26 protein-coding genes and 1 pseudogene are annotated in these 24,955 nt (G+C 60.8%); 12 read left to right on the top strand and 15 right to left on the bottom strand.

The window, feature by feature from the left end; genetic code table 11:
• Positions 1–42 precede the first annotated feature (42 nt).
• Complete coding sequence (locus HBR94_RS19425) at positions 43–525, bottom strand: GAF domain-containing protein (RefSeq protein WP_057958944.1); 483 nt, start codon at positions 523–525, stop codon at positions 43–45.
• Positions 522–1,412, bottom strand: coding sequence for an ATP-binding protein (locus HBR94_RS19420; protein ID WP_029298058.1), 891 nt, complete (start codon positions 1,410–1,412; stop codon positions 522–524). The genes HBR94_RS19425 and HBR94_RS19420 overlap by 4 nt, the downstream gene beginning before the upstream one ends.
• Positions 1,413–1,578: 166 nt before the next feature.
• Here HBR94_RS19420 and HBR94_RS19415 point away from each other — a divergent pair, with 166 nt between their 5' ends.
• Entirely contained in the window at positions 1,579–3,903 is a 2,325-nt protein-coding gene (locus HBR94_RS19415; RefSeq protein WP_170045412.1) for a response regulator, read from the top strand.
• On the opposite strand, the gene HBR94_RS19410 is transcribed toward HBR94_RS19415, so the two are convergent.
• The 3 genes from HBR94_RS19410 to msrB all read right to left on the bottom strand — a co-directional run bounded on the left by HBR94_RS19410 (position 3,887) and on the right by msrB (position 5,373).
• Entirely contained in the window at positions 3,887–4,348 is a 462-nt protein-coding gene (locus tag HBR94_RS19410) for a MarR family transcriptional regulator (protein ID WP_057439172.1), read from the bottom strand. The two genes, HBR94_RS19415 and HBR94_RS19410, sit on opposite strands and share 17 nt — an antisense overlap.
• Positions 4,345–4,830 (bottom strand): glutathione peroxidase, encoded by a 486-nt coding sequence (locus tag HBR94_RS19405; RefSeq protein ID WP_057439173.1) that lies wholly within the window; start codon positions 4,828–4,830, stop codon positions 4,345–4,347. Before HBR94_RS19405 ends, HBR94_RS19410 begins: the two co-directional genes overlap by 4 nt.
• A 150-nt stretch (positions 4,831–4,980) precedes the next feature.
• Positions 4,981–5,373, bottom strand: a complete 393-nt coding sequence (msrB, locus tag HBR94_RS19400) for a peptide-methionine (R)-S-oxide reductase MsrB (protein ID WP_115127855.1) — start codon at positions 5,371–5,373, stop codon at positions 4,981–4,983.
• 203 nt (positions 5,374–5,576) lie between these two features.
• Here msrB and HBR94_RS19395 point away from each other — a divergent pair, with 203 nt between their 5' ends.
• On the top strand, positions 5,577–6,788 hold the full coding sequence (locus tag HBR94_RS19395; protein ID WP_029298044.1) for a pyridoxal phosphate-dependent aminotransferase: 1,212 nt from the start codon (positions 5,577–5,579) through the stop codon (positions 6,786–6,788).
• Between the two features lie 304 nt (positions 6,789–7,092).
• Positions 7,093–7,980, top strand: a complete 888-nt coding sequence (gene htpX / locus HBR94_RS19390) for a protease HtpX (RefSeq protein ID WP_029298042.1) — start codon at positions 7,093–7,095, stop codon at positions 7,978–7,980.
• A 57-nt stretch (positions 7,981–8,037) separates the two neighbouring features.
• Here the strand turns inward: htpX and HBR94_RS19385 are convergent, their stop codons facing one another.
• The gene (locus tag HBR94_RS19385) at positions 8,038–8,694 is read right to left on the bottom strand and encodes a thiopurine S-methyltransferase (RefSeq protein ID WP_170045396.1); all 657 of its coding nucleotides are present in this window, start codon (positions 8,692–8,694) and stop codon (positions 8,038–8,040) included.
• A 103-nt stretch (positions 8,695–8,797) separates the two neighbouring features.
• Between HBR94_RS19385 and HBR94_RS19380 the strand changes: the two genes are divergently transcribed.
• A complete protein-coding gene (locus tag HBR94_RS19380; protein ID WP_170045395.1) occupies positions 8,798–9,565 on the top strand; it encodes a class III extradiol ring-cleavage dioxygenase in 768 nt (255 codons plus the stop codon).
• A gap of 97 nt (positions 9,566–9,662) precedes the next feature.
• Here the strand turns inward: HBR94_RS19380 and HBR94_RS19375 are convergent, their stop codons facing one another.
• Complete coding sequence (locus tag HBR94_RS19375) at positions 9,663–11,336, bottom strand: DEAD/DEAH box helicase (RefSeq protein WP_017136163.1); 1,674 nt, start codon at positions 11,334–11,336, stop codon at positions 9,663–9,665.
• A 422-nt stretch (positions 11,337–11,758) separates the two neighbouring features.
• Here HBR94_RS19375 and HBR94_RS19370 point away from each other — a divergent pair, with 422 nt between their 5' ends.
• Positions 11,759–12,550: a crotonase/enoyl-CoA hydratase family protein gene (locus tag HBR94_RS19370; protein WP_057439178.1), complete on the top strand. Its 792-nt coding sequence runs from the start codon at positions 11,759–11,761 to the stop codon at positions 12,548–12,550.
• Positions 12,551–12,857: 307 nt separating this feature from the next.
• Here HBR94_RS19370 and HBR94_RS19365 read toward each other — a convergent pair whose 3' ends face one another.
• On the bottom strand, positions 12,858–13,613 hold the full coding sequence (locus tag HBR94_RS19365; protein ID WP_057439179.1) for a spermidine synthase: 756 nt from the start codon (positions 13,611–13,613) through the stop codon (positions 12,858–12,860).
• A gap of 142 nt (positions 13,614–13,755) precedes the next feature.
• Here HBR94_RS19365 and HBR94_RS19360 point away from each other — a divergent pair, with 142 nt between their 5' ends.
• The gene (locus HBR94_RS19360) at positions 13,756–15,102 is read left to right on the top strand and encodes a 3-deoxy-7-phosphoheptulonate synthase class II (protein ID WP_057958936.1); all 1,347 of its coding nucleotides are present in this window, start codon (positions 13,756–13,758) and stop codon (positions 15,100–15,102) included.
• An 87-nt stretch (positions 15,103–15,189) separates the two neighbouring features.
• Here HBR94_RS19360 and HBR94_RS19355 read toward each other — a convergent pair.
• A pseudogene (locus HBR94_RS19355) lies at positions 15,190–16,422 on the bottom strand (winged helix-turn-helix domain-containing protein).
• 43 nt (positions 16,423–16,465) lie between these two features.
• On the bottom strand, positions 16,466–16,672 hold the full coding sequence (locus tag HBR94_RS19350; protein ID WP_057444696.1) for a DUF1127 domain-containing protein: 207 nt from the start codon (positions 16,670–16,672) through the stop codon (positions 16,466–16,468).
• A gap of 70 nt (positions 16,673–16,742) precedes the next feature.
• On the opposite strand from HBR94_RS19350, the gene HBR94_RS19345 reads away from it, so the two are divergent.
• Positions 16,743–17,624 (top strand): LysR family transcriptional regulator, encoded by an 882-nt coding sequence (locus HBR94_RS19345; protein ID WP_120734414.1) that lies wholly within the window; start codon positions 16,743–16,745, stop codon positions 17,622–17,624.
• Here the strand turns inward: HBR94_RS19345 and HBR94_RS19340 are convergent.
• Positions 17,614–18,363 (bottom strand): sulfite exporter TauE/SafE family protein, encoded by a 750-nt coding sequence (locus HBR94_RS19340; protein ID WP_057439181.1) that lies wholly within the window; start codon positions 18,361–18,363, stop codon positions 17,614–17,616. The genes HBR94_RS19345 and HBR94_RS19340 overlap by 11 nt on opposite strands.
• A gap of 111 nt (positions 18,364–18,474) precedes the next feature.
• On the opposite strand from HBR94_RS19340, the gene HBR94_RS19335 reads away from it, so the two are divergent.
• From HBR94_RS19335 to HBR94_RS19325, 3 genes are all read left to right on the top strand, one after another.
• Positions 18,475–19,425: a LysR family transcriptional regulator gene (locus HBR94_RS19335; RefSeq protein WP_057958934.1), complete on the top strand. Its 951-nt coding sequence runs from the start codon at positions 18,475–18,477 to the stop codon at positions 19,423–19,425.
• A 77-nt stretch (positions 19,426–19,502) separates the two neighbouring features.
• Positions 19,503–19,946, top strand: coding sequence for a MarR family transcriptional regulator (locus HBR94_RS19330; protein ID WP_057439182.1), 444 nt, complete (start codon positions 19,503–19,505; stop codon positions 19,944–19,946).
• Positions 19,947–20,075: 129 nt separating this feature from the next.
• A complete protein-coding gene (locus HBR94_RS19325) occupies positions 20,076–20,495 on the top strand; it encodes an organic hydroperoxide resistance protein (RefSeq protein WP_170045394.1) in 420 nt (139 codons plus the stop codon).
• Between the two features lie 61 nt (positions 20,496–20,556).
• Here HBR94_RS19325 and HBR94_RS19320 read toward each other — a convergent pair whose 3' ends face one another.
• Both HBR94_RS19320 and earP read right to left on the bottom strand, forming a co-directional pair.
• Positions 20,557–21,129, bottom strand: coding sequence for an elongation factor P (locus HBR94_RS19320; RefSeq protein ID WP_003172723.1), 573 nt, complete (start codon positions 21,127–21,129; stop codon positions 20,557–20,559).
• Positions 21,130–21,178: 49 nt separating this feature from the next.
• Entirely contained in the window at positions 21,179–22,312 is a 1,134-nt protein-coding gene (earP, locus tag HBR94_RS19315) for an elongation factor P maturation arginine rhamnosyltransferase EarP (RefSeq protein ID WP_057439184.1), read from the bottom strand.
• Between the two features lie 132 nt (positions 22,313–22,444).
• On the opposite strand from earP, the gene HBR94_RS19310 reads away from it, so the two are divergent.
• Together HBR94_RS19310 and HBR94_RS19305 are read left to right on the top strand one after the other, a co-directional pair.
• Positions 22,445–22,813: a hypothetical protein gene (locus HBR94_RS19310; RefSeq protein ID WP_057444674.1), complete on the top strand. Its 369-nt coding sequence runs from the start codon at positions 22,445–22,447 to the stop codon at positions 22,811–22,813.
• Between the two features lie 14 nt (positions 22,814–22,827).
• Positions 22,828–23,310, top strand: coding sequence for a GreA/GreB family elongation factor (locus tag HBR94_RS19305; RefSeq protein ID WP_170045393.1), 483 nt, complete (start codon positions 22,828–22,830; stop codon positions 23,308–23,310).
• A 5-nt stretch (positions 23,311–23,315) separates the two neighbouring features.
• Here HBR94_RS19305 and cysB read toward each other — a convergent pair whose 3' ends face one another.
• Both cysB and HBR94_RS19295 read right to left on the bottom strand, forming a co-directional pair.
• The gene (gene cysB / locus HBR94_RS19300) at positions 23,316–24,290 is read right to left on the bottom strand and encodes an HTH-type transcriptional regulator CysB (protein ID WP_057439185.1); all 975 of its coding nucleotides are present in this window, start codon (positions 24,288–24,290) and stop codon (positions 23,316–23,318) included.
• Positions 24,291–24,395: 105 nt separating this feature from the next.
• The gene (locus tag HBR94_RS19295) at positions 24,396–24,896 is read right to left on the bottom strand and encodes a universal stress protein (protein WP_057439186.1); all 501 of its coding nucleotides are present in this window, start codon (positions 24,894–24,896) and stop codon (positions 24,396–24,398) included.
• Positions 24,897–24,955: the final 59 nt, after the last annotated feature.

The following is a 24,955-nucleotide window of genomic DNA, read 5'->3' as shown; positions in this document are numbered from 1 at the left end:
CGCAGGCAAGCCGGCTCCCACAAGGAACGCAGCTGCGCTCACTCAGCAGTCAGTCAACCGCAGGAAGATTGCCGCCAGTTGCTCAATCCCCATCTGATCCTCAAGCCTGAAACGCGCCAGTTTCGGGCTATCCAGATCCAGCACCCCAATCAACCGCCCATCCTTGATCAATGGCACCACCAGCTCACTGTTGGAAGCACTGTCGCAAGCAATATGCCCGGCAAAGGCATGCACATCTTCCACCCGCTGGGTTTGCCGTGAAGCCGCCGCCGCACCACACACCCCTCGACCAAACGGGATCCGCACACAGGCGATCTGCCCCTGGAAAGGCCCCAGCACCAGTTCCTCATCACGATTGAGATAGAAGCCCGCCCAGTTCAAGTCATCGAGTTGGTTGAACAGGAACGCCGAAAACTGCGCCGCGTTGGCGATAAAGTCGCGCTCATCGGCCAGCAGCGATTCCAGCTGCGCACAGAGCATGGCGTACCCATCTAGGCCGCTGCCCGACTGTTGCAAATCAATCATGGCTGACGCTCCAGCAATTTAAGCCCCACCCAGTAGCGGGCGAACTGGTAGGCGCAACGGCCGTTGCGATTGCCACGGCCGGTGGCCCAGCGCACCGCAAGGATGTCGAGTGCTTCATCGCGCTGCCACTGCAAACCCGCTTTGTTGGCCAACTCGCCGATCCAGTGCTCCACCACGTCCAGGAAGTGCTCCTGGGTGAAAGGATAGAACGACAGCCACAAGCCAAAACGGTCGGACAAGGCGATCTTGTCTTCCACCGCTTCACTGGGGTGCAGTTCACCGTCCACGCGTTTCCAATTGTCGTTGTCGCTCTGGTTTTCCGGTACCAGGTGACGACGGTTGGAGGTGGCGTACAGCAGCACGTTTTCCGGGGCCTGCTCCAGCGAACCGTCGAGCACGCTCTTGAGCACACGGTAATCGCCTTCGCCGGCCTCGAACGACAGGTCGTCGCAGAACAGGATAAAACGCTGGGGCAGCTTGAGCAGTTGCTCGACCACCCGCGGCAGGTCGGCCAGGTGGTCACGCTCGATTTCGATCAGGCGCAAGCCGGCTTTGGCATGCTGGGCCAGCAAGGCGCGGACCATGGACGATTTGCCAGTGCCACGCGAGCCCCAGAGCAACGCATGGTTGGCGGGCAGGCCGTCGAGAAATTGCTGGGTATTGCGGGCCAATTGCTCGCGCTGCTTGTCGACTCCAATCAGGTCGGACAGGCGCATATCCAGGCTGACTTCCAGGGGCAGCAGAAAACCGCTGCGCCCCTCACGCTGCCAGCGGGCCGCCAGGCAGTGGTTCCAGTCAATCACCGCGCGAGGTGCTGGCAACAGGGGTTCCAGACGAGCAAGCACCGCATCGGCCCGCTCAAGAAAGGCATTCAATCGAGAATCCATGACTATTCCTGTGGCAAGTTCTTGTAAAAGATGGCGTATTGGCAACCCTGACGCAGTTGCCAGACGGCTGCACCTGAAAAAACGATTCATACCGGGCAAGGCGGACGCTGAAGATGTTCAGCTATGCTTGCCAGGCGAAGGGAAACGTAAAGTGGCTCAGCACCCAATGGATATCAAGTTCGCCCACCGCTTGTCTTATAAACAAGCCAGACTGACTGTGCTGGTCGGTTTCGTATTGGGAACCTTGCTCAGCCTGATCCAAATCGGCATTGATTATGCCAGCGAAGACGCGTCCATCAACCGTGAAATACACGCGCTGATTGAAATCAGCCATAACCCCGCCTCACGCATCGCCTACAACATCGACGCCGAACTGGCCCAGGAACTGACCCTGGGCCTGCTGCACTCCCCCGCCATCACGCGGGCACAGTTGGTCGACAACAATGGCCTGGTGCTGGCTGACGTTAATCGGCCGCGCACAGAGAGCAGCTACCGCCCCATCAGCGACTTTTTGTTCGGCGCCAACCGCCAGTTCGAAAACCGGTTGTATCTTACCCATATGCCCGGCGAATCCCTCGGCGTATTGCGCCTTGACGTCGATACGTACGCGTTTGGCAGCCGATTCCTACACCGAGCGGAGATCACCCTGCTCAATGGCTTTGCTCGCAGCCTGATCCTGACCGGCATCCTTCTAGGCCTGTTCTACGTGATGCTGACCCAACCCCTGGTGCGGATCATCCGCGAGCTGAGCACCCGCAGCCCCGGCAATGCGCCCCTGGCTCGCCTGGACTGCCCGCCGGGGCACGAACACGATGAGATCGGTGTACTGGTCAATGTCGCCAACCAACAGTTCGAGAATATGGAGACCGAAATCCAGCAACGGCGCCACGCCGAGGACCGCCTGACCGAGTACCTCGGCCAACTGGAAGATATTGTTTCGGCGCGTACCACCGAGCTCAAGGCGATCAACCAGCGGCTAAGCCAGTCCAACGAGGAACTGGAAGCGTCGAAAATGACTGCCCTGGGCATGGCCCAGGCGCGTGCGGCCTTCCTCGCCAACATGAGCCATGAAATCCGTACCCCGCTCAACGGCCTGCTCGGCATGATCGCGCTGTCCCTGGACAGCACACTGAATGCCGAGCAGCGCCAACAATTGTCGATTGCCCATGACTCCGGCAAGGTCCTGGTAGAACTGCTCAACGATATTCTCGACCTGTCCAAGTTCGATGCCGGGCAACTGGAACTGGAGAGCATCCCTTTTGATCTCGGCTCCCTGGTGGAAGACACCGCCAACCTGCTGTCGCAGAACGCCGCCCCCAGCGTCGAATTGACCTGCCTGATCGACCCGCAGTTTCCCGCCCAGGTCGTGGGTGATCCGACCCGGGTGCGGCAGATCGTCAGTAACCTGCTGTCGAATGCCTTGAAGTTCACCCGTTTCGGCCGCGTCGACGTACGCCTCAGTGCACAACCCGATGGCGTGCGCATCGAAGTGTGCGACACCGGCATCGGCATTGCCCAGGAGGCCCAGACGCGGATTTTCAAACCTTTCACCCAGGCGGGCGCCGGTATTACCCGTCAGTTTGGCGGGACTGGCCTGGGGTTGGCGCTGACCCACAACCTTTGCGAGGCCATGCGCGGGCGGCTGACCATCAGCTCGGAAACCGGCTTCGGCAGTCAGTTCTGCGCCGAACTGCCACTGCCCGCCCACACACCGGCGGCGCGGCTGGGACCATTGACCGGCGAGGTCGCGGTGATTACCGGGGCCAGCAGTGGCCTGGCAGAACTGCTGCTGACCTTGCTGCCGCACTGGGGATTGACGCCGCAGTGCTACACCATCGACGACGACTTGACCGGCCTGGCGCCGGACATCCTGATCACCGACTGCCCCGAGTGCCTGTTCCGCCTGCGCCCGACCGTCAGCGCACCGATCCTGCTGATTACCGCCTACGGCAACTTCATGCCCAGCGAAGAAGTGGCCGCCCTGGCGCCCCTGCAACAGCAGGCTCGCCCGCTGAGCCGCGCTGCGCTGTATCAGGTCCTGCACCGCACCCTGCGCGCCGACAACGAAATCGTCCTCGACCTGGCCCAACTGGAAACCGGCCCGGTCGCGCATCGGGCGCGCATTCTTTTGGTGGAGGACAACCCGGTCAATCAACTGGTGGCCAAGGGCATGCTCGGCAAGCTGGGCTGCGAGGTGGTGGTGGCGGCCCATGGCGGTGAGGCACTGAAGCAACTGGAAGAACAGCGCTTCGATATGGTGCTGATGGACTGCAACATGCCGGTGATGGATGGCTATGAGGCGAGCCGGCAGATTCGCCGTAGCGGGCGCTGGCCGGAGCTGCCGATTGTCGCGCTGACCGCCAATGCCCTGGCCGAGGAGCGCGAACGGTGCCGGGCCGCCGGTATGAACGACTACCTGGCCAAACCCTTCCGCCGCGAAGAACTCAACGCCCTGCTCGACCTCTGGGTGCCGACTACGACAAGTCTGTGATCTGCCGGAGTAACTGGTCGAGGCCATGGCGCAAGGCGTCCGCCTGGCTCAGGTCCACACCACTGTCACACAACAGGCGGGCCTTCAGCGGCTGGACGCGCTCACGCAACGCCTGGCCCGCGTCGGCAAGGCACAAGTGCACTTCGCGCTCATCCCGGGTACTGCGCCGGCGCGTGATCAACGCCAGCTGTTCGAGGCGCTTGAGCAACGGCGTCAACGTGCCGGAGTCGAGCAACAAGCGCTCCCCCAGCGCCTTGACCGTCGGCTGGGGCGGCGCAACGGCGTGCCACTCCCACAACACCAACATGACCAGGTATTGCGGATATGTCAGGCCCAACTCGTCGAGCATCGGTTTGTAGGCCCGCGTCACCGCCCGGGAGGCGGCGTACAGCTTGAAGCACAACTGGTCATCCAGGGCCAGGGATACGGCAGGCAAGTCGGTCATTTGAGCAACGCTTCGATCTCTTGGGTCAGTTCCTGAGGTTTGGTGGTGGGGGCAAAACGCTTGACCACCTGACCGTCGCGACCGATCAGGAACTTGGTGAAGTTCCACTTGATGCCCTTGGAGCCCAGCAGACCCGGTGCGCGCTGTTTCAATTGCACAAACAGCGGGTGGGCCTCGCCGCCGTTGACATCGACCTTCTTGAACAACGGGAAACTGACGCCGAAATTCAGCTCGCAAAACTCTGTAATGGCCCCCTCGTCACCCGGTTCCTGCTTGCCGAACTGATTGCACGGAAAGCCCAATACCACCAGGCCCTGGTCCTTGTACTGCTGCCAAAGCTGTTCAAGGCCTTTGTACTGCGGGGTGAAACCGCACTTGCTGGCAGTATTGACCACCAGGATCGCCTTGCCGGCGAAGTCCGCCAGGGTCTTTTGCTCACCCTTGATGGTGGTGCAGGGGATGGTCAGCAGGTTGTTGCTCATGAGAACGCCTCAGATGCAGAGAAGGTTGTGAAAACATAGCGAGCAATTAAATTGCATGCAATTTAATTGACCAGACTGATAACCCGACATCAGCTTGTGACGAGGGGGGGCTTGCCCCCTCATCACCACAGCCCCTCGCTACAGGGGATTTCAGCGGGGAACCAGGTCCAGGCACACCGAGTTGATGCAGTAACGCAAGCCAGTAGGCGGCGGACCATCCGGGAACACATGCCCCAAGTGCGCATCGCACCTGGCACAGGTCACTTCAGTACGGATCATCCCGTGGCTGACATCACGAATCTCAATCATCGCGCTATCAGCAATCGGCTCATAAAAACTGGGCCAGCCACAACCGGCATCGAACTTGGTCTTTGAATCGAACAGTGGCTCATTGCAGCAAATGCAGTGATACACACCATCGGTCGTAGTCGCGTTGTACTTGCCGGAAAACGGCCGCTCGGTGCCCTTGAGACGGCACACTTGATACTGCGCCGGGTCGAGCATTTCCCGCCATTCATCCAGGGTCTTATCCAACTTTTCCATCAATCCACCTCGACAACTGAAAAAGCCTGATCTGTGTCTTTTCCATGGATCAGGCGGCACGTATGATTGCGCCTCTTCAAAGCGCCAGTCTGGCACCCGCGTTATCGGCATTCAAACGTATTTATGGGTCAGGCCACACGCAGGATTCCCAGCACGGTAGTCTTCACATCGTCTGGATCGTTCATTTTCGGGATCACATCGCCATGCAGGTCAGCAAATCGAACAAGCTCGCCAACGTCTGCTACGACATTCGCGGCCCAGTGCTCAAGCACGCCAAACGCCTGGAAGAGGAAGGCCATCGCATCCTCAAGCTGAACATTGGCAACCCGGCGCCCTTTGGTTTCGAAGCACCGGACGAAATCCTCCAGGACGTGATCCGCAACCTGCCCACCGCCCAAGGCTATAGCGACTCCAAAGGCTTGTTCAGCGCGCGCAAGGCCGTGATGCAGTACTACCAGCAAAAGCAGGTGGAAGGGGTCGGTATCGAAGATATCTACCTGGGCAACGGCGTCTCCGAGCTGATCGTGATGGCCATGCAGGCCCTGCTCAACAACGGCGACGAAGTGCTGGTGCCGGCGCCTGACTACCCGCTGTGGACGGCGGCCGTGACCCTGGCGGGCGGCCATCCGGTGCATTACCTGTGCGACGAGCAAGCCAACTGGTGGCCGGACCTGGCTGATATCAAGGCCAAGATCACGCCCAATACCAAGGCGCTGGTGATCATCAACCCGAACAACCCGACGGGCGCGGTGTATTCCAAGGAAGTGCTGCTGGGCATGCTGGAACTGGCGCGCCAGCACAACCTGGTGGTGTTCTCCGACGAGATCTACGACAAGATCCTCTACGACGACGCCGTGCACATCTGCACCGCCTCCCTGGCCCCGGACCTGCTGTGCCTGACCTTCAACGGCCTGTCCAAGTCCTACCGGGTGGCGGGTTTCCGTTCCGGCTGGGTGGCCATCTCCGGGCCCAAGCACAATGCCCAGAGCTACATCGAAGGCATCGACATGCTGGCCAATATGCGCCTGTGCGCCAACGTGCCGAGCCAGCACGCGATCCAGACCGCGCTGGGTGGCTACCAGAGCATCAACGACCTGGTACTGCCGGCCGGCCGCCTGCTGGAGCAGCGCAACCGTACCTGGGAACTGCTCAACGACATTCCCGGCGTCAGTTGCGTCAAACCCATGGGCGCCCTGTATGCGTTCCCACGGATTGACCCGAAGGTCTGCCCGATCCACAACGACGAGAAGTTCGTCCTCGACCTGCTGCTGTCGGAAAAGCTGCTGGTGGTCCAGGGCACGGCGTTCAACTGGCCGTGGCCCGACCACTTCCGTGTGGTGACCCTGCCGCGCGTGGATGACCTGGACATGGCCATCGGGCGCATTGGCAACTTCCTGAAGTCCTATCGCCAGTAACCCGGCTTTCGCTGTACGGCCCGCAAAAGGTCGTACAGCGAGTATCTGGCAACACATTCTGTACCCAGATACACCTTCTGCTCCGCCCGCTTCCCCTCTACCCTGTACTTACCCGCAATCGTGGGGCGCAGACGCCAGCCAAGGGCAATTTTCACGGGTCCCAAGCCTCGGAAAATCCCTGCAAGCCTCTACATTCATGCTGTAGGACACAGTTTGAAATAGTCGCCCGGTTGAATAGCCCACTGCCGCACCTTATATACCCCGCAGTACGCGACATATTAAGCATGAGGAGAATTCTACAACCATGATGCGCATCCTGCTGTTCTTGGCCACTAACCTGGCGGTCGTGCTGATTGCCAGCATCACCCTGAGCCTTTTCGGCTTCAACGGGTTCATGGCGGCCAACGGGGTTGATCTGAACCTCAATCAGCTGCTGGTTTTCTGTGCCGTCTTTGGTTTTGCCGGCTCGATCTTCTCGCTGTTCATCTCCAAGTGGATGGCGAAGATGAGCACCAGCACCCAGATCATCACCCAGCCACGCACCCGGCATGAGCAATGGCTGCTGCAGACCGTCGAGCAACTGTCCCGCGAAGCCGGGATCAAGATGCCCGAAGTCGGCATCTTCCCGGCCTACGAGGCCAACGCCTTCGCCACTGGCTGGAACAAGAACGATGCTCTTGTTGCCGTCAGCCAGGGTTTGCTGGAGCGTTTCTCGCCCGACGAAGTGAAGGCCGTGCTGGCCCACGAGATCGGCCACGTCGCCAACGGTGACATGGTCACCCTGGCATTGGTCCAGGGCGTGGTGAACACCTTCGTGATGTTCTTTGCACGGATCATCGGCAACTTTGTCGACAAGGTGATCTTCAAGAACGAAGGCGGCCAGGGTATCGCCTACTACGTGGCGACCATCTTTGCCGAACTGGTACTGGGCTTCCTTGCCAGCTCCATCGTGATGTGGTTCTCGCGCAAACGCGAATTCCGCGCCGACGAAGCCGGCGCGCAACTGGCCGGTACTGCCGCCATGATCGGCGCCCTGCAACGCCTGCGCTCCGAACAGGGCCTGCCGGTGCATATGCCGGACACCCTGAATGCCTTCGGCATCAACGGTGGCGTCAAGCAAGGCCTGGCGCGGATGTTCATGAGCCACCCGCCACTGGAAGAGCGGATCGACGCACTGCGTCGTCGCGGCTGACAGCCAGCGGGTAAAAAAAGGGGCGATTGAATCGCCCCTTTTTTGTGGGCGCGTGATTTACAGCGGCGCCAACCGGTAAACCCGCTCCTCCAGCCGCGTGACACCGCCCTGGGCGAACTTCGGGCTCTCGGCCAGGATATCCCGCTGCTCCAGGACGCTCAGGCGCCAGTGCACTCCCAGCAGCCCACGGACTTCATCGTCGCTCACGGCAAACGGCGGGCCTCCCTTCAGGGCCTGCTCATAGTCCAGGCTGATCAGCAGGCCACTGTCCACCTGCGGCGCAATCGCCTGCAAATGCGCGGCATAACGCTCGCGCATCAACGTCGGCAAGGCGATCAGTGCCGCCCGGTCGTAGAGGGCCGTGCAGCCCGCCACATCTTCGCGGCTCAACTCGAAGAAGTCACCGCACCACAGCTCGATAGCGCCTGCCTGATACACCTTGAAGCTACCCCGTTGGCTGACTTGCGCAACCAGGCGCTGCTCCTGGAAAAACTCTTCAATGGCCTTTTCCGCCAGCTCCACCCCCAGGACTCGATGTCCCTGGTTCGCCAGCCAGACCAGATCCAGGCTCTTGCCACATAGCGGCACCAGCACCCCCACCCCGCCGGCCAACCCCAGGCCCGGCCAGTGTCGCTGCAAATAGGGATTGACCTCGGGCAGGTGAAAGCCGATCTGATTACGTGCCCAGCGGTCATGCCAAAAGGTGGAGTCCATGAATAATCCTGAAAATTCGATCAAATAGCGCTAAAACTTATATTAGATTTAGATCAATGATCTGATTGAAGATGGTCCCATCTTAACCTTGAGGACCCCACTCATGCTGCCCAGCCTGTTTATTTCCCACGGCTCGCCCATGCTTGCCCTGCAACCCGGCGCCAGCGGGCCGGCCCTTGCACGCCTGGCGGCGGACTTGCCACGCCCCAAGGCAATCGTGGTGATGTCCGCACACTGGGAAAGCCGTGAACTGCTGGTCAGCGCCAGCCCCGCCCCAGAGACCTGGCACGACTTCGGCGGCTTCCCCCGCGAACTGTTTTCCGTGCAGTATCCGGCCCCGGGCGATCCGGCACTGGCCCAGCAAATCGTCGAGTTGCTCATCGCCGATGGCTTGCAAGCCCGCCTCGATCACCAGCGCCCGTTCGACCATGGCACCTGGGTGCCGCTGTCGCTGATGTACCCGGCGGCCGACATCCCTGTAGTGCAGGTCTCCCTGCCCAGCCATATGGGCCCAGCCCTGCAAACCCGCATCGGCCAGGCACTGCGCGGCTTGCGCGAACAGGGCGTGCTGTTGATCGGCTCGGGCAGCATCACCCATAACCTCGGCGAACTGGACTGGCAGGCCGGGCCGCAAAGCATCGAGCCCTGGGCACGGGAGTTCCGCGACTGGGTCGTCGACCAACTCGGCGCCGAGGATGAAGCTGCCTTGCACGACTACCGCCGCCAGGCACCCCATGCAGTGCGCAGCCACCCCAGCGATGAGCACTTGTTGCCACTGTATTTCGCGCGCGGTGCGGGCGGGCAGTTCAGTGTGGTCCACCAGGGGTTCACCCTGGGGGCGCTGGGGATGGATATCTATCGTTTTGCTTAGCCACGGTTTTTTGTAGGGCCCCGGGGAAACCCAGGCAAAAAAAATCCCCGAACCAGTCGGGGATTTTTTATGTTCGATCAATCAACCCAAGGGCTGATCAATCTTCGCGATAGCGACGCAGCTTGAGCTGCTTGCCGGCAACGCGGGTGTCTTTCAGCTTGGCCAGCAACTTCTCCAGGCCATCTTCCGGCAGCTCAACCAGAGAGAAGCTGTCACGCACCTGGATGCGACCAATCGCTTCACGTGCCAGGCCACCCTCGTTGAGGATAGCGCCCAGCAGGTTCTTGGCAGCGATGCCATCACGCGCACCCAGCGCGGTACGGCAGCGAGCACGGCCTTCGGCCAATGGAACCGGCGCACGACGCTCACGATCACCACGGTCCGGACGGTCGCCAGTACGCTCTGGACGATCACCGCGCGGGGCGTTGTTCGGCACCAGTGGACGCTCTTTCTCGATCGCCGCCAGGGTCAGGGCCTGACCGTTGGTAGCCTTGCGCAGCAGGGCTGCAGCCAGGGCGCGTGGGGTGCAACCGATATCGGCGGTCAGGCGGTCCAGCAGGTCGCCGTGGGTCGATTCAGCGTCAGCCACCAGCGGCGACAGGCTGTTGGTCAGTTTCTTGATGCGGGCATCGAGAACGGCCTGGGCATCCGGCAGGCGGACTTCGGCAACTTTCTGACCGGTTACACGCTCGATCACTTGCAGCATGCGGCGCTCACGCGGAGTCACCAGCAGCAGTGCACGACCTTCGCGACCGGCACGGCCGGTACGGCCGATACGGTGAACGTAGGACTCTGGGTCGTACGGCATGTCAACGTTGAACACGTGGGTGATACGTGGAACGTCGAGACCACGGGCAGCTACGTCGGTCGCCACAACGATGTCCAGACGGCCATCCTTGAGGGAGTCGATAACGCGCTCACGTTGGTTCTGGGCAATGTCACCGTTCAGCGCAGCGGCTTTGTAGCCTTTGGCTTCCAGGGCACTGGCCAGGTCCAGGGTCGCTTGCTTGGTGCGCACGAACATGATCAGGGCGTCGAAATCTTCGACTTCCAGCAGGCTCAATACAGCCGAGGTCTTCTGGTCAGCGTGAACCAACAGGTGAGCCTGTTCGATCGCGGTAACGGTCTGGGTCTTGGTCTGGATCTTCACGTGTTGCGGATCGCGCAGATGGCGTTCGGCAATGGCACGGATCGACTGTGGCAGGGTAGCCGAGAACAGTACGGTCTGACGGGTCGGTGGCAGCGCCTTGAAGATGACTTCCAGGTCATCCATAAAGCCCAGCTTCAACATTTCGTCAGCTTCGTCGAGAACCAGGTGGTTCACGGTCGACAGGACTTTTTCGTCACGACGCAGGTGGTCGCACAGACGGCCCGGCGTGGCGACAACAATCTGTGCGCCATTACGGATTGCTTTCAGTTGTGGGCCCATAGGCGCGCCGCCGTAAACGGCCACAACGGTAACGCCCGGCATTTGCTTGGCGTAGGTTTCGAAAGCGGTTGCTACTTGCAGCGCCAACTCACGGGTTGGCGCCAGGATCAGGGCTTGCGGCTCGCGCTTGGCAGGATCGATGCAGTGCAGGATTGGCAGGGCGAACGCGGCGGTTTTACCGGTACCGGTTTGCGCCTGGCCAATCATGTCTTGGCCGGCCATGATGATCGGGATCGATTGCTGCTGAATAGCCGAAGGTTCTTCGTAGCCGGTCGCAATGACGGCAGCAAGAATGTTCGGGTTAAGATTAAAAGCGGCGAAGCCGCCGGTTTCCTGGGTCATGGGTCTGCCTCTAAGTGCATCCGCAAAGACCCATGCTCCAAAGCTGCGCATGCCGTGTTGAGACTCAAGAGTCGCCCTGGCTGCTTTGTCGGCGGGGATTTGCGAAAACGAATGAATGAAAAAGATTCGTCAAGGGAGAGTCCGCTGTGCGGACGTGCAGCCGAAGCTGACTTCGGGGAATTGCGCTACCTAAACGCGGCCCAGTTAAAGGCCGGCGCGCACTATACCGGAAATCCCTGAAAAAGGGAGCTTTTTTTATCGGAAAAGGCCATTCCACTGCTCTGTGTCACTGGCTTTGCGCATCTTCGCAGGAACGTCTATTTTTCAAAGGCCCGGCCCCGTTGGTCATTGCGCTTAAACGCTTCACCTTTTGCAGTGGGCCCTTCGGTCCGAAACTGCCTTTCGCGCCCGAGGATGCCCCCATGAGTCAAGCCAGTAGCAGCCGCGTCAGCCGTGAACTACAAGGGCATGTCCTGCTGCTGGGGCTCGATCGGGTCGCCAAGCGCAACGCCTTTGACCTCGATCTGCTCAACGAACTGAGCCTGGCCTATGGCGAATTCGATCGTAATGAAGAAGCGCGGGTGGCCGTGGTGTTCGGGCATGGCGAGCATTTCACCGCCGGACTGGACCTGATCAACGTCGCCCACACCATGGCCCAAGGCTGGCAGCCGCCGCTGGGCGGTTGCGACCCGTGGGGCGTGTTCGCCGGGCCCAGGGTCAGCAAGCCGGTGATCGTTGCCGCACAGGGCTATTGCCTGACCATCGGTATCGAATTGATGCTCGCGGCAGATATCAACCTGTGTGCCAGCAATACGCGCTTTGCGCAGATGGAAGTGCAGCGCGGGATCTTTCCTTTTGGTGGTGCCACCCTGCGCCTGCACCAGATCGCCGGCTGGGGCAACGCCATGCGCTGGCTGCTGACAGGCGATGAGTTCGATGCCCATGAAGCTTTAAGACTGGGACTGGTGCAAGAGGTCATGGCCAGCGAGGACCTGCTGCCTCGAGCACTGACCCTGGCCAACCGGATTGCCAGCCAGGCACCGCTGGGCGTGCAGGCGACGTTGACATCGGCGCGCCAGGCGCGGGATGAAGGCGAGACCGCTGCGGCGGCCGGGTTGCCGGTGCTGGTCGAAAAACTGCTTAACAGCGAGGATGCCAAGGAAGGGGTGCGGGCGATGCTGGAGAAGCGGCCGGGGGTATTCAAGGGGTTGTGAGCAGGCAGTGATGGCCTCATCGTGAGTAAGTCGAATCGGCGCACCGTCCCATTTGACCGCGTACACCTGTGGGCTTGCCCGCGATGAGCATAGGTCTCTACACAACTCTTTTCTCGGTATGTGTACATAGCCATTGCTGCGGTAACGGCGGCTCACTTTCGAAAAGCGCGAAAATAACCAAAGCGCTTTTGCCACCACTCGGTGCCTCGCCTAGGCTCGGCATGCCCGCAGCAACAGATATGTACACAAACCTGAGAATCACTAAGATGTGCAGATACCTGGGCCGCAATGCGGCCAGTCCAGGCAACTAAGTCGCCGGACGAACCGCCTTGATCAAGGCCTGCAACGAATACCCCAGGCGCGGCGCCAGCGCCTCGGCCCGCGCAGACACCGCCGCCAGGTCCAGCGTCTGGTCCAGGTCCGCCGGCACGATCAGGATCACATTGCCCTCCTTCACCGGCAGCTCCCAGTAATGCCGATGATAAAGCCCACGCAACAACGCAGCGCCCAGGGGCTTGCCATCATCGGTGGCCCATTGATTGATCACCAGCCAACCACCAGGGTTGAGCTTCTTCTGGCAGTTCTCCAGGAAGGTCCAGGCCAGGTGGCCAACCCCCGGCCCCACATCGGTATACAAGTCGACGAAAATCAGGTCCGCCGGCTCCGCCGTCTCCAGCAACTCCAGCGCATCGCCCACGCGGATGTACAGCCGCGGATCATCATCCAGCCCCAGGTATTCGATGGCCAGGCGCGGGACATCCGGGCGCAGTTCGATGGCTTCGACATCTTCCAGGGGCAGGAACTTGAGGCAGGCCTGGGTCAGCGTCCCCGCCCCCAGGCCAAGGAACAGCGCACTTTCGGGATGCTCGTGGCACAAGGCGCCAATCAACATGGCACGGGTGTAGTCATACTCCAGCCAGCTTGGATCGGCAGTGAACACACAGCTCTGCTCGATGGCATCGCCAAACTCGAGAAAGCGGTAATCGGCCACTTCCAGCACACGGATCATGCCGAAGTCATCATGGACCTCAGCCAACAGGCGCTCGACGCGCTCCTCAGTCATTTCATCTCCTAATGGGCCCGGGCACGGGTTCAAGCCGCCTGGTAGCAAGCGGGAAAGGCGCGATTGTCGGCCAAGCGGCGCCAGCAGGTCACGCACTAATTGCTGATAACATGCACGTTCCCGACATTCATTCGAGTTCACGATGAGCCAACCCTGGAGCCCCGACAGCTGGCGCGCCCTGCCGATCCAGCAACAACCCCACTACCCTGACGCCGCGCACTTGCTGCAGGTCGAGCAGAGCCTGGCCAGTTACCCGCCGCTGGTGTTCGCCGGTGAAGCCCGGGAGTTGCGCCGTCAGTTTGCCGAAGTGACCCAGGGTCGCGCGTTCCTGCTGCAAGGTGGCGACTGCGCCGAGAGCTTTGCCGAGTTCTCCGCTGCTAAAATCCGCGACACCTTCAAAGTGCTGCTGCAGATGGCCATTGTCATGACCTTCGCCGCAGGCTGCCCGGTGGTCAAGGTCGGGCGCATGGCCGGCCAGTTCGCCAAGCCGCGCTCGGCCAACGATGAAACCATCGACGGCATCACCCTGCCCGCCTACCGTGGCGATATCGTCAACGGTATTGGCTTCGACGAGAAAAGCCGCGTCCCGGATCCGGACCGCCTGTTGCAGTCCTACCACCAGTCCACCGCGACCCTGAACCTGCTGCGAGCCTTCGCCCAGGGCGGTTTTGCCGACCTGCACCAGGTGCACAAGTGGAACCTGGACTTTATCGCCAACTCTGCGCTGGCCGACAAGTACAGCCAACTGGCAAACCGCATCGACGAAACCCTGGCCTTCATGCGCGCCTGCGGCATGGACAGCTCGCCACAACTGCGCGAGACCAGTTTCTTCACCGCCCACGAAGCGCTGCTGCTCAACTACGAGCAAGCCTTTGTGCGTCGTGACAGCCTGACCAACGACTACTACGACTGTTCGGCACATATGCTGTGGATCGGCGACCGTACACGCCAGCTCGATGGTGCCCACGTCGAGTTCCTGCGCGGGGTGAACAACCCGATCGGGGTCAAGGTCGGCCCGAGCATGAACCCCGAGGATCTGCTTCGCCTGATCGACATTCTCAACCCGGACAACGACCCCGGCCGCCTGAACCTAATCGCACGCATGGGCGCCAACAAGGTCGGCGACCACCTGCCCAACCTGATCCGCGCCGTGCAGCGCGAAGGCAAGCAGGTGTTGTGGAGCAGCGACCCGATGCATGGCAACACCATCAAGGCCAGCAGCGGCTACAAGACCCGGGACTTCGCGCAGATCCTCAGTGAAGTGAAGGAATTCTTCCAGGTCCATGAAGCCGAAGGCACTTATGCCGGCGGGATTCATATTGAAATGACCGGGCAGAATGTCACCGAGTGCATCGGCGGTGCGCGGCCGATTACCGAGGATGGCTTGTCGGACCGGTACCACACCCATTGCGACCCGCGGATGAATGCCGATCAGTCGCTGGAGCTGGCGTTCCTGATTGCCGAGACGTTGAAGCAGGTCAAACGCTAGGCAGGTGTGGCCTGAACCAACGCTATCGCGAGCACGCCGGGCTCCCACCACGGTCAATGGGGAGCCGGGCTTGCCCGCGATAGCGTCCTATCTGCCAGCCTCCACGGCCAGCATCGCCACCCGCAACCGGGCTGCGCTGTGCCGCTGACAATTGATCTGCACCTGCTCCAACCCCAGCCAATCCGCCATCTGCCGCAGGCTCAACGCCAGCGCCAACATCCCCGTCTCATCCAACCCCGACTCTTCCTCATGCACGGCATGCACTGCCAACCGCGCATTGGCACGTTCGGCGCGCAGGTCCACCCGTGCGGCGATGCGTTCGTTGTGCAGGAACGGCAGCACGTAATAGCCGTACACCCGCTTGTCCTGCGGGGTGTAGATCTCCAGCCGATAGCGAAAGTCGAACAGGCGCTCGGTACGGCTACGCTCCCAGATCAATGAATCGAAGGGCGACAGCAAGGCACTGGCTGTCACCTTGCGCGGGACCGTTGGCTCGGGCAGGCAATACGCCGGCTGTTTCCAACTCTGGACCTGGCAGACCTGCAATTGCCCATCCTCGACCAACTCGGCGAGGCGCCCACGACTCTCTGCCGGGGTCAGGCGAAAATAATCGCGCAGGTCCTTTTCCGTGGCGATACCCAGCGCCGTCGCGGCATGCAGCAACAGGCCACGCTGGGCACTGTGCTCGCTCAAGGGTGCCTGTTGCAGGATAGCTGCCGGGATAACCCGCTCCGGCAGGTCGTACAGCCGCTCGAAACCACGGCGCCCGGCCACCGTCACCAGCCCTGCGGCAAACAGCCATTCCAGGGCCTGCTTTTCATCACTCCAGTCCCACCACGGCCCGGCGCGCTCTTCACGGGTCGACAGGCTGCCCGCCCCCAACGCACCCTGCTGTTCGACGATGGCCAGCACGCGGCGGATGGTTGCCTGTTGCTCGCGCCCAAAACGCGCCATCTGCTGATAGATCCCCTACCCCTCGGACGCCCGCTGCATACGCCAGCGCATCAGCGGATACAGCGCCATCGGCAGCAGCGAGGCCTCATGCCCCCAATACTCGAACAGCGTACGCTTGCGCCCCTGGCTCCAGGCCGCCTGTTCCAGCAGCAACGGCGAGTAATGACCCAGGCGGGAAAACAGCGGCAGGTAGTGGGAGCGCACCACGGCATTGACCGAGTCGATCTGCAACACACCCAGGCGCTCGATCAGACGATTGACCTGGGCTGCCTTGATCTGTGCGGGCGGCTGGCGCCCGGAAAAGCCTTGGGCCGCCAGTGCCAGGCGGCGTGCTTGCTTGAGGGAAAAGCGCAGTTCTGCGGGCATGTGCATCTCCTGATTACGCCCGCAGACTGTAGCGCGGTGGCCGTCATTTACCCAACGGGTCATTCCACACAGACCGGTGGCGTTCATGCTCGACATCCGCCCGGGTCAAGCCAATATCCTTGAGTGAGTCATCACTCATTTCTGCCAGGACCTGACGCTCGCGCTGCACGGCGTACCAACGGCAAACCCTTTGAAACACCCCGGCCAACGGGCGTTTCACCAACAACACATAACCTCTTTGACCCTTCATCATCTCGCCCTCCAGTGGGGATGACTAAAGTCTGGGCCTGGGGCTATGATCAATCCAACGAATGTTTTTTATGCAACACATCTCAGAGATTGATCAATTGAACAACTACCCGAGCATTGATACCGACGTGCTACGCACCTTCGTCGCCATCGCCGACCAGGGTGGTTTCACCCGCGCGGGCGAGAAGGTCAACCGCACCCAATCGGCGGTCAGTATGCAAATGAAGCGGCTGGAGGAGGACGTGTTGCAGCGCAAGTTGTTCGAGCGTGATGGCCGGCAGGTCAGGCTTACGCCGGAGGGGCAGGTGTTGCTGGGGTATGCGCGGCGCATCCTGAAGCTGCACAGCGAGGTGTTCAATACCTTGCGCGAGCCGCATATGGTCGGGCTGGTGCGCATCGGCACCCCGGACGACTACGTGATGCGCTACCTGCCCGGTATCCTCAAGCGCTTTTCCAAGGCCTACCCGCTGATCCAGATCGAAATGCACTGCGAAGGCACGCCCGTGTTGATGCAGCGACGTGACCTGGCGTTGACCGTGGTCAGCCGTGAACCGGGGAATGAAATCGGCGAACAGCTGCGCAACGAGCGCATGGTCTGGGTGGCGTCACCGTGCTTCTGCGTGGATGAACACGAGACCCTGCCCCTGGCGATCGCCGGCCTGGACAGCTTTTGCACGCAATGGGCGCGCGCCTCGCTGGAGGCCGTGGGGCGCGAGTATCGCCTGGCCTACCACAGCTCCAACGGTGCGGCGATCCAGGCCGTGGTGGGTGCGGGGCTGGCGGTGACGGTGATGATGGAAAGCCTGGTCACCGACGATCTGCGGATACTCGGCAGTGACGAAGGTTTCGGCCCACTGCACACGGTCAACTTGCGCCTGCTGCGCAACCCGAACATGACCTCGCCCATCACCGAGTGCCTGGCCGAATACATCCTCGAAGGCTTCAGACTTTAAAGGTCAACATCACCGCGCATACCACCAGGAAGCCGCAGAACAAACCGCGCAGCAGGCGCTCCGGCAACGCGTGGGCGATTTTCACCCCCCAACTGATACTCAGCAGCCCGCCGACCGCCAGGGGCACGCCGATCAGCCAATCCACTTCCTGGTGCCAGGCATAAGTCACCAGGGTGACGCCGGTGCTGGGCAAGGCCAGTGCCAGGGACAGGCCCTGTGCAACCACCTGGGTGGTGCCGAACACGCTGGTCAACACCGGTGTGGCAACCACCGCGCCGCCAACACCAAACAGGCCCCCCATGGATCCCGACGCCGCGCCCAATACCCCCAGCCACGGCCAGGAATAGCGCATCTGCGCCGAAGGTGGCGCATTGCTGGTGACCATGCGCACCAGGTTGTACGCCGACAGGGCCACCAAAAATGCGATAAAACCAATGCGCATCACGCCCGCATCAATGCCTACCGCCCAGATCGAACCCAGCCAGGCAAAGCAAAACCCCGTGATGCCAAGCGGCAAGGCATGGCGCAGCTCAATGCGGTTGCGCTGGTGATAACGCCACAGCGCCAACATCACATTGGGCACGACCATCACCAGCGCAGTGCCTTGGGCGATTTGCTGATCCAGGCCAAACAAGACGCCCAGGACCGGAATCGCGATCAGCCCGCCACCAATGCCAAACAGCCCGCCGACGGTACCCAGGGCTATGCCCAGCACCACATACATCGCCATATCCACCACAACCGTACCCCTGCACCGTCTCAAGCCCTGCATGCTACGCAGTCCACTCTGGCATGGAAACGCACAGCAACGCACAATGGCTATGCCAAATCCGCACAAGCGAATCCCCCCATGAACCCTACGACCTTGACCGATCAACTGGGCCTGTTCCTCGACGTGCTGGAGACCGGAAGCTTTTCCGCAGCGGCGCGGCGCCATCCGCTGACGCCCTCGGCCGTGGCCCGGCGGATCGACAGCCTGGAAAGCGCCCTGGGCAGCCAGCTGTTCCTGCGCAGTACCCATGCGGTGCTGCCTACCCCTGCCGGCCTGGCATTTGCCGAGCGGGCGCGGCGGATTGTCCGGGAGTTGCAACTGGCGCGAGCCGAGGCGGTATCACTCAGCCATGCGCCCGAGGGCCTGATTCGCGTGGACGCGCCCGCCGCCTTTGGCCGGCGACACCTGGCACCGGCAATCGCGGACTTTCTGACGGTCTATCCGGGCCTAGACGTGCACCTGCATCTGATCGACAGTTTTGTCGACATGCAGGGCGAGCACCTGGGCAAGGTCGACCTGGTGCTGCGGGCCGGACATATCGTCGACACACGGCTGATCGCCACGCCTTTGGCCAGCATCGTGCGAATCGCCTGCGCCAGCCCGGCCTACCTGAAAAACCGTGGCACGCCGGCCCATCCCAGCCAACTCAGCGAACACGACGGCCTGGACTGGGAAGGTCTGGCGCCGATGTTCGCCTGGCGTTTTGAACTGGATGGTCGCAAGAACACCTACCGCCCACAGCGCATCCGCATGAGCGCCAACAATGCCGAAGCCCTGCTATCGGGCGCTCTGGCCGGACTGGGCATCGCTCACCTGCCCACCTGGCTGACCAGTGAGTACCTGGTGCGCGGCGAACTGGTGCCGTTATTCTGCGAAAACGGCCTGCCGACCGCAGAAACTGCCGGCATCTACGCCCTGCGCCTGGAACAGCAAGCCAATGCTCGCAGCCGTCTGCTGCTGGAGTACCTCAAGAGCCGTTTCAGCCCCGTCCCGCCGTGGGATCTGGCGTTGCAAAGTGGCTGGGGCTGACTGCGCCTGCAGAATTGTCTGGCGCGTTAAAGGTTTGGCCGCTAGATTCCAGATCAAATACGCTTTAAGGCACTGCCATGACCCACTCTTGCGACGCCCTGCTCCTCGACAACCAACTGTGCTTCGCCCTGCACTCCACCTCGTTGTTGATGACCAAGGTCTACAAACCCCTGCTGCAGGCCCTTGGCCTGACCTACCCGCAGTACTTGGCCATGATGGTGTTGTGGGAACAAGATGGTTTGACCGTGGGTGAAATCAGCAATCGCCTGCTCACCGATCCGGGCTCACTGACCCCACTGCTCAAGCGCCTGGAAGCCGAAGGCCTGTTAAGCCGCACCCGCAGCCGCGCCGATGAGCGTGTGGTCGTGGTGGAGTTGACCGAGGCTGGCCGAGCACTGCGGGACAAGGCCATGGATGTTCCTCCCTGCATCCTTGGCGCCAGCGGCTTGCAGATGGAGCAACTGCAGAAGCTGCAAGCCGACTTGCTGGAGCTGCGCAGGAATCTGCAGGCCAGCGTCTAGCCGCCCCCAAAAGGTGATCACGATCACTTCAAAAATTTATATTGCGCGCTAAACATTTGCGCGATACATTCATCTCGCCACTTACTTTGCGCACAAACTTTTAGCGCAAACACCAGCGAGGAATCCCTGATGCAAACCCTCTATACCGCAGTAGCCACCGCCACCGGCGGCCGAGATGGTCGTGCCGTTTCCAGCGACAGCATCCTCGATCTCAAGCTCTCTACCCCTAAAGAGCTGGGCGGCACGGGCGGCCAGGCCACCAACCCGGAACAACTGTTCGCTGCTGGCTATTCGGCCTGCTTTATCGGCGCCCTGAAATTCGTCGCCAGCCAGAGCAAACGCAAAATCCCCGATGATGCTTCGATCACCGCCCACGTCGGCATCGGCCAGATTCCCGGTGGTTTTGGCCTGGACATCGACCTTCACATATCCCTGCCCGGCCTGGCGCAAGATGAAGCACAGAGCCTGGTAGACGCTGCACATCAAGTCTGCCCGTACTCCAACGCTACCCGTGGCAATGTGGATGTGCGCTTGCATGTCACGGTGTGACAGGTAAACAGGCATAAAAAAACCCGACTCTTGGTCGGGTTTTTTATTGGTAACACCAGAATTACTTCTTGGCGCGACCTTTGTACGAACCACCTTCACGGGTGTCGATTTCGATCAGGTCGTCGATTTCGATGAAATCAGCAACTTGCAGTTCGGTACCGTTAGACAGCTTGGCAGGCTTCATCACTTTGCCCGAAGTGTCGCCGCGAGCGGAACCTTCGGTGTAGGCAACCTTACGCACGATGGTGGTCGGCAGCTCTACGGAAACCAGGCGCTCTTCGAAGAAAATGGCTTCGCAGACGTCTTCCATGCCTTCTTCGATGAACGGCAGAACAGCTTCGATATCTTCAGCGTTCAGCTCGTACATGGTGTAGTCGGTAGTGTCCATGAACGTGTAGGTGTCGCCGCTGATGAACGACAGGGTCGCTTCTTTGCGGTCGAGGATCACGTCATCCAGTTTGTCATCGGCGCTGTAGACGATCTCGGTCTTGTAACCGGTCAGCAGGTTCTTCAGCTTGGTCTTCATGATTGCGCTGTTACGACCAGACTTGGTGAACTCAGCTTTCTGAACCAGCCAAGGGTCGTTTTCGAGACGGATCACTGTACCGGGTTTCAGTTCTTTACCAGTTTTCATTACGAATATCCGAAATTTGGATGGGATTTACAAAAATCAAGGTCGCGTATCATATCCAATTTTCATAAAAGTGTACCAGCGCCGTCGCAAGATCGGCCTGCAAGGCCTGTTCCAGACACCATTTTTCGGCATGTGCGGTCACCTCAGGCCAATGCTCAAGGAGCATTTTCCAGTTGGCGGCCATGTCAGCGTCCGTGTTCCAGGCTTGCCAAAGGGCAATCAGTGCACCTTTGGCTGCGGGTGACAGGCCCTCGGTGTAGCGTTCAAGGAATGCATCGAGCTTGTCCAGGTGAATGTCTTCATCCTGACGGTAGATATGCCACAACAGCGGGCGCCCGGCCCATTGCGCACGGACGAAGGAATCCTCGCCGCGTACCGCATTGAAGTCGCAGCACCACAACAGGCGGTCGTACTGCTCCTGGCGCACGAACGGCAGCACCTGCACCGTCAGCGCGCCACGCAGGTGTACCTGCCCCACGCCCAGCGCCTCGACGCCCAGCCAGCGCTGCACATCACCAAGGATGCGCCCTTCCGGCACCAGCAGATGGGTGGGCTGCCCGTCGGCCGCCAACACCTCCAGCCAACTGGCCAGGCCGGCATTTTCGTAGGCAAACAGCGAGATCAATCGTGCGCCCGCCACAGGAACAACGCCCAAGTCCTGTAGGAATTGTTGCTGAGCCTGGGAATCACGCTGAAACGCCTGACGCTGCTCGATCAACCCGGCCTCACGCAGCAAGCCCCCGGTGCCGGGACGGAATCCCGGAAAGAAGAAGTACTTTTGCACGCCCTTGAACTTGACCGACGGCAAGCCATGGCAACCGACCACCCACTCCTCGGCGCTCAGGTAATCCAGGTTCATCCACAGCGGTGTGCGCTCGCGAGCGGCCATGGCTTCCATATAGTCCGGGGGCAACTGGCAGGCAAAGGCGGCGATCACCACGTCCGCCGCCGGTGTGGTGGGCCAGTGCGCCGGCCAGTGGCGCACGTCCACGCCCTCCTGCCACTGCTGCGCCGCCTGCACATCAACCTCAGGGCACATGCGCTCGAACGCCCGCAGGTCATCGACCCACAACCGCACCGCACAGCCCTGTTCAGCCACCAATTGCCGGGCCAGGCGCCAGGTCACGCCGATGTCGCCGTAGTTATCGACGACGCTGCAAAAAATATCCCAGCGGGCTTTCATTCCGGGCTCCATCAGTCAAAGGCTCGATTGTCCGCATAATTGCCGCCATGCAGAAGGGTTGATCGCGATTATTCTGCACGCCGGCTATGCGACAATCCCCAGCTCGCCGCAAACGCCCGCCAGGAGGCCACCATGTCCGATCGCCCGTTGTCGATGTTCAAACTCAGTATTGCCGTGGCCCTGGGCCTGTGGCTGGGCTTTGTCGCCATCGCCCTGACCGGCTGGCTGGCCTCGCGCTACCTGCTTGAACAACCCGTGGCCGCCGTCACCCAGGCCGTGCAGCAACTGGGCAAACCGCCTGCCGTGACGCCCGAGCCACCGAACCGGATGTTTGAGCAATACCAACAAAACCTGCACAAGCAGGAACAGCAGCAGGCGCTGGATCAGGCCCGGGACAACCCGCGCAACCTGTCCAACCCCAAATGCCAGTTCTGGCTCCAGCAGGACCAGAACGCCCCCAGCGACAAGAGCCGGGCCAACGTCCTGCAATTTTGTGATTGAGCCGAAAACCGCCCATGAATAAACACGCCGTCCTCCAGTTGATCCTGGAAAAACTCGTCGCCGATCTGGATGTGGCACAACGCGCCGCGCAAACTGCCTACGAGACCGCAACCCACGAAGAAAACATCGCCGAAAACAAGTACGACACCCTGGGCCTGGAAGCGTCTTACCTGGCTGCTGGGCAAGCCAAACGCGTCGAGGAGATCAAGCAATCACTGGCGCTGTGCCAGAACTTCAACCTGCGCCCCTACGATGAACAACGGGGTATCGAGGTGGGCGCCCTGCTCGGCCTGGAAGATGACGACGGCCGCCAGCAATGGCTGTTCCTGGCGCCGGACGCGGCAGGCCTGAAAGTCTATGTGGTGGGGCAGTTGGTGACCGTCATCACCCCCCGCTCGCCGCTGGGCAAAAGCCTGCTGGGCAAGTTCGAGGGAGATGAGGTGGAGATTACGGTGGCGGGCGCCCGGCAACAATTCGTGGTGACCGAGGCCCGCTAGGCCGATCAGTGAACCGGCAGTTCAACGCCGTCGAACAGCTCTTCCAGTTCCTGCTTGTTGTGGCACTGGATCGCCTTGGCCATGATTTCACGGGTCAGGTGCGGGGCGAACTTCTCGATGAAATCGCACATGAAGCCACGCAGGAACGTGCCACGACGGAAGCCGATCTTGGTCACGCTGGACTCGAACAACTCGCTGGCATCCAGTACCACCAGATCGCTGTCGAGCTTGGCATCGACGGCCATCTTGGCCACGATACCGACGCCCAGGCCCAGGCGCACGTAAGTCTTGATCACGTCGGCGTCAGCTGCGGTAAACACCACTTTGGGCGTGAGGCCGCGATGGCTGAAGGCTTCGTCGAGCTTGGAGCGGCCGGTGAACCCGAACACGTAAGTGACAATCGGGTATTCCGCCAGCGCTTCCAGGGTCAGCTTCGGCAGTTTGGCCAGCGGGTGGCCCTGGGGTACCACGACGCAGCGGTTCCAGCGATAGCACGGCATCATCACCAGGTCGCCGAACAGCTCCAGGGCTTCGGTGGCGATGGCGAAGTCGACGGTGCCGTCAGCCGCCATTTCAGCGATCTGCATCGGCGAACCCTGGTGCATGTGCAAGGCCACGTCCGGGTACTGCTTGATGAACGAGCTGATCACCGGCGGCAGCGCATAACGGGCCTGGGTGTGGGTGGTGGCGATCGACAGGGTGCCTTTTTTCTCGTTGGAGAATTCCTGGGCGATCTGCTTGATGCTTTCTACCTTGCGCAGGATTTCGCCGGCAGTGGTAATGATGCGCTCACCGGCAGGCGTGACGCGAGTCAGGTGCTTGCCGCTGCGGGCGAACACTTCGACGCCCAATTCGTCTTCAAGCAGGCGGATTTGCTTACTGATACCCGGTTGTGAGGTGTAGAGGCTTTGAGCCGTGGCGGAAACGTTGAGGTCGTGGTGCGCCACTTCCCAGATGTAGCGCAGTTGTTGAAGCTTCATATGTGTCCCTCAAAGCAGATAGACGCCACGGATATCAGCGACGGTATATAACTATATTAAAGGTTGGATTGATAAATCTAGAACTTTTTTATCGTATAAGCCCCATCACACATCATCACTGCGTCGACGTTGCAGCAAAGGCACCAGATAGACCGGCACCTGGGACAACTGCAACACCCGCGCCGCCGTACGCCCCAACGGGGTCGAGGCTCCTTCGCCCTGGCTATGACTCCCTACGATCAACAAATCCACCGAGAGTTTCTGCGCCTGGTCGAGAATCACTTGGGCGGGATCCCCCTGGATCACCCGCACCGAACGAATCGCCTGCAAGTCCTGCTCACCGTCCTGCAACTCTTCACGAAAACTGTCCAGCACCCGCTGTTCGATGTTTGCCATCACTGTATTGAGGCCCTGGCTCTGCCATTCGCTCAGGGCCTGTTCATCAAGATAGGTTTGCAGCACCGATTCTGCGAACAGCCCGATCGGCTCCACCACATGAATCACATACAGCTCCGCCTTGAATGTGCGCGCCATCGCCAGCGCATGTTGCATCACGTAAGGCGCATATACACCCAGGTCTGAGGCATACAACATCGACCGAATCATAGAACCTCCTGGACTGCCAGGATGGCGGGGATTGTTTCAGCTTAGCAGCGCCTCCGCGA

The organism is Pseudomonas sp. WS 5412, from assembly GCF_012985615.1.
Taxonomy (GTDB): Bacteria; Pseudomonadota; Gammaproteobacteria; order Pseudomonadales; family Pseudomonadaceae; genus Aquipseudomonas; species Aquipseudomonas shahriarae.
The sequence above is the reverse complement of the archived record's forward strand: the minus strand, read 5'-3'. Positions and strand labels throughout refer to the sequence as shown.

Coding starts and splice junctions, on each gene's coding strand:
- HBR94_RS19370 (WP_057439178.1), top strand. CDS start 11,759: ATGAGTCAAGCCAGTAGCAGCCGCGTCAGCCGTGAACTACAAGGGCAT.
- HBR94_RS19350 (WP_057444696.1), bottom strand. CDS start 16,672: ATGAAGGGTCAAAGAGGTTATGTGTTGTTGGTGAAACGCCCGTTGGCC.
- HBR94_RS19335 (WP_057958934.1), top strand. CDS start 18,475: ATGAACCCTACGACCTTGACCGATCAACTGGGCCTGTTCCTCGACGTG.
- HBR94_RS19345 (WP_120734414.1), top strand. CDS start 16,743: ATGCAACACATCTCAGAGATTGATCAATTGAACAACTACCCGAGCATT.
- HBR94_RS19425 (WP_057958944.1), bottom strand. CDS start 525: ATGATTGATTTGCAACAGTCGGGCAGCGGCCTAGATGGGTACGCCATG.
- HBR94_RS19420 (WP_029298058.1), bottom strand. CDS start 1,412: ATGGATTCTCGATTGAATGCCTTTCTTGAGCGGGCCGATGCGGTGCTT.
- HBR94_RS19295 (WP_057439186.1), bottom strand. CDS start 24,896: ATGATTCGGTCGATGTTGTATGCCTCAGACCTGGGTGTATATGCGCCT.
- HBR94_RS19330 (WP_057439182.1), top strand. CDS start 19,503: ATGACCCACTCTTGCGACGCCCTGCTCCTCGACAACCAACTGTGCTTC.
- HBR94_RS19405 (WP_057439173.1), bottom strand. CDS start 4,830: ATGAGCAACAACCTGCTGACCATCCCCTGCACCACCATCAAGGGTGAG.
- msrB (WP_115127855.1), bottom strand. CDS start 5,373: ATGGAAAAGTTGGATAAGACCCTGGATGAATGGCGGGAAATGCTCGAC.
- HBR94_RS19410 (WP_057439172.1), bottom strand. CDS start 4,348: ATGACCGACTTGCCTGCCGTATCCCTGGCCCTGGATGACCAGTTGTGC.
- HBR94_RS19310 (WP_057444674.1), top strand. CDS start 22,445: ATGTCCGATCGCCCGTTGTCGATGTTCAAACTCAGTATTGCCGTGGCC.
- HBR94_RS19385 (WP_170045396.1), bottom strand. CDS start 8,694: ATGGACTCCACCTTTTGGCATGACCGCTGGGCACGTAATCAGATCGGC.
- HBR94_RS19395 (WP_029298044.1), top strand. CDS start 5,577: ATGCAGGTCAGCAAATCGAACAAGCTCGCCAACGTCTGCTACGACATT.
- cysB (WP_057439185.1), bottom strand. CDS start 24,290: ATGAAGCTTCAACAACTGCGCTACATCTGGGAAGTGGCGCACCACGAC.
- earP (WP_057439184.1), bottom strand. CDS start 22,312: ATGAAAGCCCGCTGGGATATTTTTTGCAGCGTCGTCGATAACTACGGC.
- HBR94_RS19360 (WP_057958936.1), top strand. CDS start 13,756: ATGAGCCAACCCTGGAGCCCCGACAGCTGGCGCGCCCTGCCGATCCAG.
- htpX (WP_029298042.1), top strand. CDS start 7,093: ATGATGCGCATCCTGCTGTTCTTGGCCACTAACCTGGCGGTCGTGCTG.
- HBR94_RS19375 (WP_017136163.1), bottom strand. CDS start 11,336: ATGACCCAGGAAACCGGCGGCTTCGCCGCTTTTAATCTTAACCCGAAC.
- HBR94_RS19365 (WP_057439179.1), bottom strand. CDS start 13,613: ATGACTGAGGAGCGCGTCGAGCGCCTGTTGGCTGAGGTCCATGATGAC.
- HBR94_RS19305 (WP_170045393.1), top strand. CDS start 22,828: ATGAATAAACACGCCGTCCTCCAGTTGATCCTGGAAAAACTCGTCGCC.
- HBR94_RS19325 (WP_170045394.1), top strand. CDS start 20,076: ATGCAAACCCTCTATACCGCAGTAGCCACCGCCACCGGCGGCCGAGAT.
- HBR94_RS19380 (WP_170045395.1), top strand. CDS start 8,798: ATGCTGCCCAGCCTGTTTATTTCCCACGGCTCGCCCATGCTTGCCCTG.
- HBR94_RS19415 (WP_170045412.1), top strand. CDS start 1,579: ATGGATATCAAGTTCGCCCACCGCTTGTCTTATAAACAAGCCAGACTG.
- HBR94_RS19320 (WP_003172723.1), bottom strand. CDS start 21,129: ATGAAAACTGGTAAAGAACTGAAACCCGGTACAGTGATCCGTCTCGAA.